At 41.2% G+C, this 13447-nt stretch carries 12 protein-coding genes; 10 read left to right on the forward strand and 2 right to left on the reverse strand.

The window, feature by feature from the left end:
- Positions 1–3: 3 nt before the first annotated feature.
- The 3 genes from J6836_RS04485 (at position 4) to J6836_RS22690 (ending at position 2864) form a co-directional block, all read left to right on the forward strand.
- Positions 4–1833: an SLC13 family permease gene (locus J6836_RS04485; RefSeq protein WP_219247203.1), complete on the forward strand. Its 1830-nt coding sequence runs from the start codon at positions 4–6 to the stop codon at positions 1831–1833.
- Positions 1834–2150: 317 nt separating this feature from the next.
- Complete coding sequence (locus tag J6836_RS04490) at positions 2151–2432, forward strand: hypothetical protein (protein ID WP_255586321.1); 282 nt, start codon at positions 2151–2153, stop codon at positions 2430–2432.
- A gap of 30 nt (positions 2433–2462) precedes the next feature.
- Positions 2463–2864: a hypothetical protein gene (locus J6836_RS22690; protein WP_255586322.1), complete on the forward strand. Its 402-nt coding sequence runs from the start codon at positions 2463–2465 to the stop codon at positions 2862–2864.
- A gap of 130 nt (positions 2865–2994) precedes the next feature.
- On the opposite strand, the gene yfbR is transcribed toward J6836_RS22690, so the two are convergent.
- On the reverse strand, positions 2995–3576 hold the full coding sequence (gene yfbR, locus J6836_RS04500) for a 5'-deoxynucleotidase (protein ID WP_219247205.1): 582 nt from the start codon (positions 3574–3576) through the stop codon (positions 2995–2997).
- Positions 3577–3777: 201 nt separating this feature from the next.
- Between yfbR and J6836_RS04505 the strand changes: the two genes are divergently transcribed.
- A complete protein-coding gene (locus J6836_RS04505) occupies positions 3778–4206 on the forward strand; it encodes a hypothetical protein (RefSeq protein ID WP_219247208.1) in 429 nt (142 codons plus the stop codon).
- A gap of 257 nt (positions 4207–4463) precedes the next feature.
- On the opposite strand, the gene J6836_RS04510 is transcribed toward J6836_RS04505, so the two are convergent.
- Positions 4464–5678: a pyridoxal phosphate-dependent aminotransferase gene (locus J6836_RS04510; RefSeq protein ID WP_206082353.1), complete on the reverse strand. Its 1215-nt coding sequence runs from the start codon at positions 5676–5678 to the stop codon at positions 4464–4466.
- Between the two features lie 802 nt (positions 5679–6480).
- Between J6836_RS04510 and J6836_RS04515 the strand changes: the two genes are divergently transcribed.
- The 6 genes from J6836_RS04515 to nuoF all read left to right on the forward strand — a co-directional run bounded on the left by J6836_RS04515 (position 6481) and on the right by nuoF (position 13422).
- Positions 6481–7404 (forward strand): LysR family transcriptional regulator, encoded by a 924-nt coding sequence (locus J6836_RS04515; protein WP_219247210.1) that lies wholly within the window; start codon positions 6481–6483, stop codon positions 7402–7404.
- A 1098-nt stretch (positions 7405–8502) separates the two neighbouring features.
- Complete coding sequence (locus J6836_RS04520; protein WP_206082351.1) at positions 8503–8946, forward strand: NADH-quinone oxidoreductase subunit A; 444 nt, start codon at positions 8503–8505, stop codon at positions 8944–8946.
- An 18-nt stretch (positions 8947–8964) separates the two neighbouring features.
- Positions 8965–9639 (forward strand): NuoB/complex I 20 kDa subunit family protein, encoded by a 675-nt coding sequence (locus tag J6836_RS04525; RefSeq protein WP_004912254.1) that lies wholly within the window; start codon positions 8965–8967, stop codon positions 9637–9639.
- A 74-nt stretch (positions 9640–9713) separates the two neighbouring features.
- Entirely contained in the window at positions 9714–11516 is a 1803-nt protein-coding gene (nuoC, locus tag J6836_RS04530; RefSeq protein WP_374447138.1) for an NADH-quinone oxidoreductase subunit C/D, read from the forward strand.
- Positions 11517–11518: 2 nt separating this feature from the next.
- Positions 11519–12067, forward strand: a complete 549-nt coding sequence (gene nuoE / locus J6836_RS04535) for an NADH-quinone oxidoreductase subunit NuoE (RefSeq protein WP_004912250.1) — start codon at positions 11519–11521, stop codon at positions 12065–12067.
- Positions 12064–13422 carry an NADH-quinone oxidoreductase subunit NuoF gene (nuoF, locus tag J6836_RS04540; protein WP_206082348.1) on the forward strand — a complete coding sequence of 453 codons (1359 nt, stop codon included), beginning with the start codon at positions 12064–12066 and terminating at the stop codon, positions 13420–13422. Before nuoE ends, nuoF begins: the two co-directional genes overlap by 4 nt.
- The last annotated feature ends 25 nt before the right edge of the window (positions 13423–13447 follow it).

The following is a 13447-nucleotide window of genomic DNA, read 5'->3' on the forward strand; positions in this document are numbered from 1 at the left end:
ATTTTGAACGGAGAATTGCTGTGGGTATTAACCCTCCTGTTGATAGCGATTGTTCTTTTTACCACGAATAAAGTCCGCATGGATGTGGTGGCGTTATTGGTGATTGTTGCGTTTGTACTCAGCGACACGTTAACGTTAGAGCAAGCGACTTCAGGCTTTGCTGATCCGAACGTGTTATTAATAGCCGCATTGTTTGTTATTGGTGATGGTCTTGTCCGCACAGGGATCGCATATCAAATGGGGGATTGGCTTGTTCGCGTTGCAGGAAGTAGCGAGAGCAAGATGCTGGTATTTTTGATGCTAACGGTGGCAGGGCTCGGTGCTTTCATGAGCTCAACAGGCGTTGTGGCTATTTTTATTCCTGTGGTACTCAGTGTTGCAGCACGAATGAAAACATCCCCAAGCCGGTTGATGATGCCACTGGGCTTCGCGGGGCTTATCAGTGGCATGATGACCTTAGTTGCTACGCCACCAAACATGGTGGTAAATAGCGAATTAGTACGTGAAGGCATCAAAGGTTTCCAGTTTTTCTCAATTACCCCTATTGGGATCCTCATTTTACTGGCTGGTATTGCATACATGTGGCTGACACGCCGCTGGTTAGGTAGTAATGAGCCGGATAAACTCCCCGAACGTTATCGCCGTACTTTTCGTGATTTAATCCGCGACTATAAGCTCACTGGACGTGCGCGCCGTCTTGCTATTCGTAACGGCTCTCCATTAATTGGTCATACCCTTGATGAACTGCATTTGCGTTCACGTTATGAAGCTAACGTAGTGGGGATTGAGCGCTGGCGAAAGTTTCGTCGCGTGATGGTCAGTGCGACAGGGGTAACGGAGCTGCGTGAACGTGATGTTTTACTGATTGATATATCGGTAAGTGATGATGATTTACGTCTATTTTGTAGTGAACAATTACTTGAGCCAATGATTTTACGTGGGGATTATTTCTCGGATCAGTCTCGCGATGTGGGGATGGCAGAAGTGTCCATGAACCCAGACTCTGAGTTACTGGGGAAAAGTTTACGGGATATCAAGTTTCGTACACGATATGGTTTAAACGTTGTCGGTATTCGCCGCGATGGTAAGGCATTGGATGGCAAGCTGGTGGATGAACCGCTGCGCCTCGGCGATATTTTGCTGGTGATCGGTGATTGGAAGTTGATCCGTATTTTGTCCACGAAACCACGTAACTTTATTGTGTTGAACTTAGCGGCAGAAGTTGAAGCTGTCGCCCCTGCGGCTTCACAAGCCCCTCATGCTCTATTTTGCTTAGCATTGATGGTTGCCATGATGGTGACTAATGAAATTCCTAACTTTATCGCAGCATTAATTGCATGTTTGTTGATGGGGAAATTTCGCTGTATCGATATGGAAAGCGCGTATAAATCGATTCACTGGCCAAGTATTATCTTGATTGTTGGGATGATGCCTTTTGCGCTTGCATTGCAAGAAACTGGCGGGATAGCCCTTGCAGTTGATGCATTAATGAAAATTGCGGGCGGTTTAGGCCCTCATGTGATGCTACTGTGTTTATTTATTCTGTGTGCCACGATTGGCTTGTTTATCTCAAATACAGCCACTGCGGTATTGATGGCTCCAATTGCTATTGCTGCGGCACGGCAAATGGAAGTTTCTCCTTTGCCATTTGCGATGGTAGTTGGTATTGCGGCATCGGCGGCTTTTATGACGCCAGTCTCTTCACCCGTGAATACTTTGGTGTTGGGCCCTGGTGGTTATAAATTCTCAGATTTCTTAAAAATTGGTGTGCCGTTTACGATTATTGTGATGTTTATTAGCATTGCGGTTATTCCAATATTATTTCCTTTCTAATTACATTAATAGCGCCTTTTTATTAAGGTGCTATTAATTTCAATAAGATTTACTGCCCGTGATGATAAATATTAATGCGTAATATTTTATCCATTATTCCAACTCGCTAAATATTGCTATTTTTATTACCGAAACAACGATTACAGTTAACGTACATCAATGATGAGGTAATAATGAATAATGATAAAACAGAAGTTAAAAATATTGTTTCTGGCTATGATGGTCTTTGTACCTTTGAAAATTATTGGTGAGAGGAGTTAATTTCGGTCCGCTTAGAACATTATACTTCCGGAATGCTGAATAAAACAAAATATTTTATGTCAACAATGGAGTTAGAAAATATTGCTGACCGAACGGAGTTAAAAAAAGTTTTTGCCATACGTACGTCGATAGGGGAATTGGATCGCTATGACTATTGGGCTGTGACATTGCACACTAAAAGTGGACGCCTATTCAGAACGAAAGACCGGTTTCGTTGTTCTTATACCTTCCATGATTCATTTGATGCGGTTCTTGGTGTAAATGGCACTGCAAGAACGTTATATATCGCATTTTCTTCATCGTTGGGATGCAGTACAGAATTGATTGAAGTTTTATAACCAATAATATTCGAATTAAAGGTGAAAAATATGGCGACGAAGTATGTTGGGGAAATTAGTTTTGAAAATTATTGGGGAGAGAAAATAACTTCATTGTTTTTACAATATCATATGGCTGATATCTATAATTCAATAACGTCTAAACGACATTTTCAGAATATTTTATACTATGATATACCCGATAAATCAAAGGTTGATGATATCATGTGGTTCGTTTATGAAATTGGTGCCCCGGCATCTTATAATTATTGGTATATACATATAACAACAGAAAGTGGAAAGAGTTATTTAACTAAGAAAGGTTTTTATTGCTCGATTACAGAAGCCGATGAAGGAAAAGTGATCCTTGGTGTCAATGGTGAATCTGAAAATCTTTATGTTCATTATCCTGCTTCAAGTGGTTGTTCAACTAAAATGAAAAGAGATTTATAAGTATTTAAATTAATTATTATGAATTGAAAATAACAGATGAATGACACATCATATTTTCATGATGAAATATAAATATCAATTTGGTTGTAGGATGTTTAAAGTAGGAATGAAGATCATTCCTACATATCGGTTAATTACTGATTTCATCTAATGAAAGCGTAAAACCTGGAACAAATTTTTCCATAAAATAATCCATTTCTGGGCTTTGTCTTTCGGCTAACATTTTTTCAAGACGCTTTTTAGCCAATGTAAACTCGCTATTTCCAGCAGATAATTCCTCTAAACATTTTAAATAAGCACATAAAGAATCGGCTTGTTTAACAATGAAATGTTCTTCTTCTGACTGCAAATCTTCAATAATTAATTCCCTGAAATCATCTTGAAGTTCTTCAGGTAACATGTCTAATAGCTTTTGCTGAGCAAATTTCTCTATTTTCTTGTATTCATGCGCAATTTGTTGGTTATGGTACTTAATTGGTGTCGGTAAATCCCCTGTAATCACTTCACTGGCATCGTGATACATGGCGAGTAGAGCAATGTGTGATGCATCAACATTCCCCCCAAATTTTTTATTTTTAATAATGGCAAGTGCGTGTGCAACCATAGCAACTTGCAAGCTATGCTCGGAGACGTTTTCCGTTCGGACATTGCGCATGAGTGGCCAGCGGTGGATAAGTTTCATTCTAGCTAAGTGTGCAAAAAAGTAGCTCATAAGACCTCATAAATAGCGCTAAACAATAGGCAAATTATAACGTGTATAAGCGCGAAGGGATATGCATTTATGGCAAGTTATTATATTAATAGAGTCTACATAAAGGTAATTTACACTGTTAATAAATAATATTTAATTAAAAAAGCGTTAACGTATTATCTAACGTTGATGAAATGTTTATTAACTAATAAAGGGGATATTATGACTAATAACGATCATAGACGAAAGGGTTTTGTTTCGATAGAGAATTATTGGGGAGAGGAAGTACAGTCAATTATAGTTGTACATCACTCAGGTAATATGGAGGGAACAGAAGGGTTTGTTAAAAATATAAAGCAAGGTGGAAAAGAAGAAAGTGTTTTTCATTTTTATTATCAAACGGGTTTGTTTTCACCTAAAAATACGTGGAAAGTGAAAGTGTTGACCATTAACGACGACGTTTATGAAACTGACGGTTTTTTTTCATGTTCTATCACTGATTCGGATAAAGGTGTTGCTGTTATCGGTATTAATGGTGAGGCTAAAACAGCCTATGTTTCATTTTCTGAATCAGGGAGTTGCTCTGAAAAATTAAAATTTATAAAACACCATTCTTTATTAGATAGTCAATTAGAGAATGACTTGAAATAGCCTGCAAAATTATATTTATTATAATTTGATTTGGTTGTGTTAATACATATAATGGAAAATCATTAAGTGAATTTTTAAGGGATATTATGAAATACTTTCCTTTTATACTTCTGGGTTTTTTTCTGGTTGCGGTATATATAATTTCCATTATTTGATAATCAAAAAAATATATTCATTTTTCGATGATTACATGTTGAATATAAAAAGCCTCCTTAATAGGAGGCTTTATTTTTATTAATACTAATCTAAATAAGATATTATTGGCGATACCCTTCAAGAAAGCGGCCAAATTTATTAATTGCCATTTCAAGATCGTCTGCATAAGGTAACGTCACGATCCTAAAGTGGTCAGGTTCTGGCCAGTTAAATGCAGTACCTTGCACCAATAACACTTTTTCTTGCAACAGCAAGTCAAGGATCATTTTTTGGTCATCATGAATATTAAAACGCTTAATATCAATTTTCGGGAACATATACAGCGCACCTTGTGGTTTAACACAAGATACTCCAGGAATTTGGTTTATAAGTTCCCATGCACGATTACGTTGTTCGTACAAACGGCCACCAGGCTGAATAAACTCACTGATACTTTGATAGCCACCTAGCGCTGTTTGAATAGCATGTTGCATTGGCACATTGGCACACAAACGCATAGACGCCAGCATTTCTAAGCCTTCAATATAGCTTTTTGCATGTTTTTTCGGGCCATTTAGCACCATCCAACCTTGTCGGAAACCTGCAACACGGTAGGTTTTTGATAACCCATTGAATGTAATTGTCAATAAGTCTGGCGCTAATGCTGCAATAGAGTGATGAACAGCATCGTCATAAAGAATTTTGTCGTAAATTTCGTCTGCATAAATTATGAGGTTGTGTTGACGTGCTAGCTCAACAATCTCTAACAGCAAATCTTTGCTATATACCGCACCCGTTGGGTTATTGGGGTTAATGACGACAATACCACGGGTTCTTGGGGTGATTTTGCTACGAATATCTTCGATATCTGGCATCCAGCCTTGTTGCTCATCACACATATAGTGAACCGCTTTCCCACCTGAAAGGGAAACGGCCGCTGTCCAAAGTGGATAATCAGGTGCAGGCACTAACATTTCATCGCCATTATTAAGCAGCGCTTGCATTGCTTGGACAATAAGTTCAGATACACCGTTACCGATGTAGACATCTTCCACTGTCATTTCGTGAATACCACGAGCTTGGTAGTGCTGAACGATGGCTTTACGTGCAGAATAGAGTCCCTTGGAGTCACAATAACCTTGAGAACTCGGTAAGTTGCGCAGTACATCCACAAGGATTTCATCAGGTGCTTCAAAACCAAACGGTGCCGGGTTACCAATGTTCAATTTGAGGACTTTATTACCTTCCTCTTCTAAGCGCTTTGCTTCTTTTAATACGGGCCCACGGATGTCATAACAGACATTATCGAGCTTGCTGGATTTAGTTAGATTATTCATTATTTTCTCATTACCCTAACGGGATTACATTGGTAGGGGGGCCGGCTTTATTGTCTTACTGTACTCCTCCCTCAGAAGCTTTTGAAGATGCAAGGTTATTTTTGGTGTAAAAGGTTGGTTAAAGTATAAATGTGATGTTTGACATCTTATTATATTCATTAAGTTGGCTCAATATTTCAAATAACACACTTAGTCTGGAGTTTTAATTCAATAATGTCGTGTGTTTTGGTGTGTAAATATGGGAAGAAGGGGAAAATAACTGTTGAACTAGAAAATTGTATCAAAATGTAATATTGAACCTAAATTCGTTAATTTAGACATAAATTTCGTCACTTATTGCCCATTTTTTATATTTTTTTGACCTTTTTTGTTAGTAATATTGATTGTTTCACTCCCTATTTTTTCACTTAATCTGTGTTGCAATAGTATAATGCATTGAAAATTAACGAAATGTAAAAATGGTGAAATAGATTTTATAATGTGCTTACATTAAAATAATTGCGATTACATTAAATATGTTACTATTTGGCAGTAGTTTATAAAGCGTTTCTTTAATCAGGTTCTGGAAGAGAATACGCTTTTTATTAACACCATTTTTGATTTGTTGGCAGTACCCTGTTTATACCAGCATTGATGTTATTCGTTAATAACGGGCTGGTTGTAACCAGATAAAATAAAGGGAAGTCATTGCAAATCTAGGGATTAGAGATGCATTAGATGAATAGTTTTAAATTATATCGCTGATTCTCATGGAGGAGAGCAGAACACCAGGTAACATAAATATTATATAAGAGAATGAACGATGATAAATTCCAATCGTCCCATCATGAACCTAGATCTAGACTTGCTGCGTACATTTGTTGCAGTCGCTGATCTAAATACATTTGCAGCTGCTGCGGCAGCAGTGTGTAGAACGCAGTCTGCAGTAAGCCAGCAGATGCAGCGTTTAGAGCAACTTGTTGGTCGTGAGCTTTTCGCGCGTCATGGACGTAATAAACTCCTCACGGCACATGGTTTGCAATTACTGGGTTATGCACGACAAATCTTGCGTGCGAATGATGATGCAACCGCATCATTGACCTATAACGATGCAGAAGGTGAGTTACGTATCGGTGCATCCGATGACACCGTTGATATCTTACTACCATTCTTGCTAAATCGTATCGCTTCCGTGTATCCACGCATTGCGGTTGAAGTTCGTATTAAACGTGCTCAATTTATTGAATCGATGCTGGATAACCATGAAATCGATTTAGCATTAACAACAGCGCGTATTAGCCATCACCCAAAAACAGCACTGAGAACAGTGCCAGTGTTATGGCATAGTTCGCCGGATTTCCAATTACGCCATAACGAGCCAATCCCGTTAGTCGTAATGGATGAAACCAACCCATACCGTAAACTTTGCACGCAAGCATTGGATGATGCAGGGTTACCTTGGCATGTCGCCTATGAAGCCGCCTCTTTACCCGCAGTACGCGCGGCTGTAACCGCTGAAGTCGGCGTGACTGCACGCCCGATGGAAATGCAAAACGCCGATTTACGGATTTTAAACGAAACGGATGGTTTACCTCGTTTGCCTGATATTCAATATTGGTTATATAAGAATGCAGATGAACAGAAAGACTTCGTTTTGACTGTCTTTAGTGCTATTGAGAACAAAAAGATCCCTTATGTTACAGCTTCAACAAGCGAACTCGCTGAAGGGAACGAAAGTAATAACTAATCGTTTCAAGTGATTTTGTATCAAGGCTGATAAGTGAGTCATACAATAAATAAAACGGCAATTCCGATGTTTTAAGGAATGCCGTTTTTTTATGTCAGAAATCTACATAAGAAAAGTGTGGGTAAAATATTTTGCAATCTAATTATTTTACGCAAAGGGAATGGGGCACTCAATTCAAAGGAATATATTGACCAAAGTGATATTAACTGAGTGAAAGTGTAACCATACTAAACCAAGGGAAATGCCATTCTTTTTTAGATGCGTGTATCTACAGAGTAAGATGCTTAGTAACTGAAACGATTATTTCATATTGATGTGTTAAATTTTCAATATTGGAGAAGACGTATAAGAAATCATTTTAAAACGAGGTATAAATATTGAGCAACTATTTTTAGAAATCGTTATCAAGTTCAAATTTATCATTTTTTTATCGATTTCAGTACACAAAAGCTGCAATTAACCACTTAATAAGTATGGTTAAATGTTGAAGACCATGAAATAATTGTGATGTAGCTGGCAGAACCTGAATTTCATTTTTTAGTTAACGATTTGTTACGTTATTAACAATCTTTTTTTGCTGAATTGATAAAATAGCACTGGATTGTCAGCAAGTTAGTTCAAGTGTTGAATAAAAAAGCGTTACATGTTCTTAAAGTAAAATTGAATGCCATGTAAACAAATTGAGTACTTTTTCAATAAATCTGTGCGTTAGATCAAATAAAAAGCGCAATTTTTCATCTGTTAAGACAGGTTTTTCCTGCGATAATGGTGTAGTAAAAACGAATAATCAGTTAAACTAGTTTGAGTGTTTACTTATGTTTCATTACACTGACACGTTTTAGCAGATCATGAGTACTTTTTGTTGTTCGAATGTTTTTTGAGTGTGAAGTTTTTGTAATAAATACGGGTTATTTTACCTAATTTGGGTAAAGTAAATTGTAATGAGAGAGGACAAACCAAACGCAGTCATCAGGCTGATTTATGTTTGGTGATGATTTTTGGTCTTTCTTCTCGATTAACTGGGCAATTGTGGTGCAATACTGCCGTGTTGTAAAAAAGAGCAGTTTACGCACCATAAGTAATGAGTAAGCAACGAGTATGTCTACATCAATCCTAGCGTTAGCCCATAACTGGGCGTTTGCGATATTCCTTATCGGCACTATCGGTCTTTGTGCTTTCATGTTGGTCGCAGGTCACTTCTTGGGTAGCCGCGCCAAAGCCAGAACAAAACATGTTCCTTACGAGTCAGGTCTTGACTCGGTCGGTAGTGCACGTCTTCGTATGTCAGCTAAGTTCTACTTAGTCGCCATGTTCTTCGTTATCTTCGATGTTGAAGCCATGTTCTTATTTGCATGGTCAGTTGCCATCCGCGAAGCCGGTTGGGTAGGTTTCATCGAAGCCGCGATCTTTATTCTGGTATTGTTGGCGGGATTGTTTTATCTGGTTCGCGTAGGAGCATTGGATTGGACTCCAGTCCGTTCCCGCGGAAAAGTGAAGCATCCTAGTGAAGTTATTAAAATCAGCAATCGTCATCCGCAGTAAAAAGCGAGGCATTATACAATGGATTATACGCTCACCCGCATAGATCCGAACGGTGAGAACGACCGTTACCCACTGCAAACTCAGGAAATTGTTACCGATCCTTTGGAGCAGCAAGTTGAAAACAGTGTGTACATGGGGAAACTTTCTCATGCACTTCACGATGTGGTTAACTGGGGGCGCAAAAACTCTCTATGGCCATATAACTTTGGTCTTTCATGTTGCTATGTAGAAATGGTGACTTCGTTCACGGCTGTTCATGACGTAGCCCGCTTTGGTGCGGAAGTACTTCGTGCTTCACCTCGTCAAGCCGACTTCATGGTTGTAGCAGGAACCTGTTTTACAAAAATGGCGCCTGTTATTCAACGTCTGTATGACCAAATGCTCGAACCAAAATGGGTTATCTCCATGGGTTCATGTGCCAACTCTGGTGGCATGTATGACATTTATTCTGTTGTACAAGGCGTCGATAAATTTATCCCTGTGGATGTGTATATCCCGGGTTGCCCACCGCGCCCAGAAGCCTATATGCAGGCTCTGCTTCTGTTGCAAGAATCTATCGGTAAAGAGCGTCGTCCGCTCTCTTGGGTTGTTGGAGACCAAGGGGTTTACCGTGCCAATATGCAATCAGAAAGAGAAAGAAAGCACGGTGAACGTATCGCAGTGACAAATCTGCGTACACCAGACGAAATTTAAGGCTTAAAGCCATACAGCGTAACAGAGCAATGTTGTTGCGAAATAATAAACCTGATCAAGCGTTATGGTGAAGAATGATGACAGATCAGATAGCGCAAGCGAGTAGTAACCAGCCAGGATGGCAGACACAGGATCATTTAAATGACCCTGTGCTTCTGGAACTGCGCAATCAATTTGGGCCGGATGCCTTTTCTGTTCAAGCAACCCGCACTGGCATGCCAGTGATATGGGTTCGTCGTGAACAATTACTGGAAGTAGTCGATTTTCTTAAGAAATTACCGAAACCGTATGTCATGTTATTTGACTTACACGGGGTAGATGAACGTCAACGAATTCACCGTCAAGGTCTGCCAGAAGCAGACTTTAGTGTTTTCTACCACATCATCTCCATCGACCGTAACCGCGATATCATGTTAAAAGTCGCTCTTAATGAGAAAGACTTGAACGTGCCTTCCGTGGTTTCACTGTTCCCAAATGCCAGCTGGCATGAGCGTGAAGTGTGGGATATGTTTGGGATCACCTTCCAAGGTCACCCAAATCTACGCCGCTTGCTGATGTCGCCAAACTGGGAAGGTCACCCACTGCGTAAGGATTACCCTGCGCGTGCAACTGAGTTCGACCCCTTTGTTCTGACAAAACAGAAACAAGATCTGGAAATGGAAGCATTAACTTTCAAACCAGAAGAGTGGGGCATGGCGCGTGGAAATGAAAACGAAGATTTCATGTTCCTGAACTTAGGGCCAAACCACCCATCATCACACGGTGCGTTCCGTATTGTACTGCAACTTGATGGTGAAGAAATTATCGACTGTGTGCCTGATATCGGTTACCACCACCGTGGTGCTGAGAAAATGGGTGAACGTCAGTCATGGCACAGCTACATTCCATACACTGACCGTATCGAGTATCTCGGTGGTTGTGTGAATGAAATGCCTTACGTGTTAGCCGTTGAAAAACTGGCTGGCATCGAAGTGCCTGACCGTGTGAAAACCATTCGTGTCATGCTGTCTGAATTATTCCGTATTAACAGCCACTTGCTGTACATCAGTACCTATATCCAAGACGTCGGTGCAATGACACCGGTATTCTTTGCGTTTACTGACCGTCAAAAAGTGTACAACGTGATTGAAGCTATTACAGGCTTCCGTATGCACCCAGCTTGGTTCCGTATCGGTGGTGTTGCACACGACTTACCACGCGGTTGGGAAAAGCTGCTGCGTGAGTTACTTGACTGGCTGCCAAAACGTTTAGAATCCTATGTGACGTCAGCACTGAAAAACTCCATTTTAAAAGGCCGTTCAATTGGTACAGCAATGTACAACAAAGAAGAGGCACTGGCATGGGGTGTAACAGGTGCGGGTCTACGTGCAACAGGGGTTGATTTCGACGTACGTAAATGGCGTCCATATTCAGGCTACGAAAACTTTGAGTTCGATATTCCTATCGCGCACAACGGTGACTGTTATGACCGTGTGATGATCAAAGTGGAAGAGATGCGCCAGAGTATCCGTATTCTTGAGCAATGCTACAAGAATATGCCAGAAGGCCCATTCAAAGCTGACCATCCACTGACGACGCCGCCACCAAAAGAGCGTACGTTGCAGCACATTGAAACCCTAATCAACCACTTCTTACAAGTGTCTTGGGGCCCAGTGATGCCTGCGAATGAATCATTCCAGATGGTTGAAGCCACGAAGGGTATTAACAGCTACTACCTAACAAGTGACGGCAGCACCATGAGTTACCGCACACGTATTCGTACTCCGAGTTATGAGCACTTACAGCAAATTCCTTCGGTGATCAGAGGTAGTTTAGTTTCAGACTTAATCGTCTATCTGGGTAGTATCGATTTTGTAATGTCGGATGTGGATCGCTAACCATGCATAATGAACATAACGAAAATGAGAAGCACAACGAGCTCAATGTCGTGAATGTGTTTGAACCGCAAGTCAATCATGGCTTTGTCTTAACTGAGAAAGAACGTGAAGAGATTGAAGGTGAGAAACACCATTACGAAGACGCACGTGCTGCCTCAATTGAAGCACTGAAAATTGTGCAAAAAAACCGCGGTTGGGTTGAAGATGGGGCTATCCATGCGATTGCTGACGTCTTAGGTATCCCAGCCAGTGACGTTGAAGGTGTGGCCACATTCTATAGCCAAATCTTCCGTCAGCCAGTAGGTCGCCACATTATTCGCTATTGCGACAGTGTTGTTTGCCATATTACAGGTTATCAGGGCTTAGAAGCTGAAATCATTAAACAGCTGAATATTCGCCCGGGTCAAACAACAGCTGATGGCCGCTTTACCTTGCTGCCGACCTGTTGCTTAGGTAACTGTGACAAGGGTCCAACGATGATGATCGATGAAGACACTCACAGCTACGTACAGCCTGAAAATATTCAAAAATTACTGGAGCAGTATCCATGACAAATTCTGTTAATCCAGTGATCCGTACTGCCGAAACTCATCCTCTAACATGGCGTTTGCGTGATGACAATCAGCCTGTTTGGTTAGATGAGTATCGCAGTAAAAACGGATACAAAGGTCTTGAGCGTGCGCTCAAAGGCATGGCACCAGATGAAGTTGTGAATCTCGTGAAAGACGCTGGCCTGAAAGGGCGTGGTGGCGCGGGCTTCTCAACAGGTCTGAAATGGAGCCTGATGCCAAAAGACGAAAACATGAAACTGCGTTACTTCTTATGTAATGCGGATGAAATGGAACCGGGTACTTATAAAGACCGTCTATTGATGGAACAACTGCCTCACCTGTTAGTTGAGGGGATGATTACGGGAGCTTATGCATTAAAAGCATACCGCGGTTATATCTTCCTGCGTGGTGAATACGTTGAAGCAGCGCAAAATCTGCGCCGCGCCATCGAAGAAGCCAAAGCTGCGGGTCTGTTAGGTAAAAATATTCTTGGTTCTGGATTCGATTTCGAACTGTTTGTGCATACCGGTGCTGGGCGTTATATCTGCGGTGAAGAAACTGCGTTGATTAACTCCTTAGAAGGTCGTCGTGCAAACCCACGATCTAAACCACCATTCCCTGCAACATCAGGTGCTTGGGGCAAACCAACTTGCGTAAATAACGTCGAAACTATCTGTAACGTGCCTGCGATTTTAGAGCATGGTGACCAGTGGTATATCGATTTAAGCGCAGGTAAGAGTAAAGATGCCGGCACGAAACTGATGGGCTTCTCAGGACGCGTGAAAAACCCGGGTCTGTGGGAGTTACCGTTTGGTACCACGGCGCGTGAAGTCCTTGAGGACTACGCAGGTGGGATGCGCGATGGCTTGAAATTAAAAGCATGGCAGCCGGGCGGGGCAGGGACAGACTTCCTGACCAACGATCACCTCGACTTACCGATGGATTTCGAAAATATTGCTAAAGCAGGCAGCCGTTTAGGTACTGCGTTGGCGATGGCGGTTGATCATGAAATCAACATGGTTTCGTTAGTGCGTAACTTAGAAACCTTCTTTGCGCGTGAATCTTGCGGTTGGTGTACGCCATGTCGTGATGGATTGCCGTGGAGCGTGAAAATTTTACAAGCACTGGAAAAAGGCGAAGGCCAACCGGGCGACATCGAAACATTAGAGCAACTTTGCCGTTTCTTAGGTCCGGGTAAAACCTTCTGTGCTCACGCACCAGGTGCAGTCGAACCGCTGCAAAGTGCCATCAAATATTTCCGTGATGAATTTGAAGCGGGTATCTCGCAAAAAGATCTGCGCAATTTAGTGCAGATTGCAGGTATCCAGCCAAACCTGCTGAAGCAGCGCTGGTAATCGTTTTGCGATTGAGCAACCGCAA

It is taken from the genome of Providencia sp. R33 (assembly GCF_019343475.1).
Lineage (GTDB): Bacteria > Pseudomonadota > Gammaproteobacteria > Enterobacterales > Enterobacteriaceae > Providencia.

Bases quoted from the DNA above. Each gene is read 5' to 3' on its own strand.
- nuoF (WP_206082348.1), top strand. From the start codon at position 12,064: ATGACAAATTCTGTTAATCCAGTGATCCGTACTGCCGAAACTCATCCT.
- J6836_RS04505 (WP_219247208.1), top strand. From the start codon at position 3,778: ATGACTAATAACGATCATAGACGAAAGGGTTTTGTTTCGATAGAGAAT.
- nuoE (WP_004912250.1), top strand. From the start codon at position 11,519: ATGCATAATGAACATAACGAAAATGAGAAGCACAACGAGCTCAATGTC.
- J6836_RS04510 (WP_206082353.1), bottom strand. From the start codon at position 5,678: ATGAATAATCTAACTAAATCCAGCAAGCTCGATAATGTCTGTTATGAC.
- J6836_RS04520 (WP_206082351.1), top strand. From the start codon at position 8,503: ATGTCTACATCAATCCTAGCGTTAGCCCATAACTGGGCGTTTGCGATA.
- J6836_RS04490 (WP_255586321.1), top strand. From the start codon at position 2,151: ATGTCAACAATGGAGTTAGAAAATATTGCTGACCGAACGGAGTTAAAA.
- nuoC (WP_374447138.1), top strand. From the start codon at position 9,714: ATGATGACAGATCAGATAGCGCAAGCGAGTAGTAACCAGCCAGGATGG.
- J6836_RS04515 (WP_219247210.1), top strand. From the start codon at position 6,481: ATGATAAATTCCAATCGTCCCATCATGAACCTAGATCTAGACTTGCTG.
- yfbR (WP_219247205.1), bottom strand. From the start codon at position 3,576: ATGAGCTACTTTTTTGCACACTTAGCTAGAATGAAACTTATCCACCGC.
- J6836_RS04525 (WP_004912254.1), top strand. From the start codon at position 8,965: ATGGATTATACGCTCACCCGCATAGATCCGAACGGTGAGAACGACCGT.
- J6836_RS22690 (WP_255586322.1), top strand. From the start codon at position 2,463: ATGGCGACGAAGTATGTTGGGGAAATTAGTTTTGAAAATTATTGGGGA.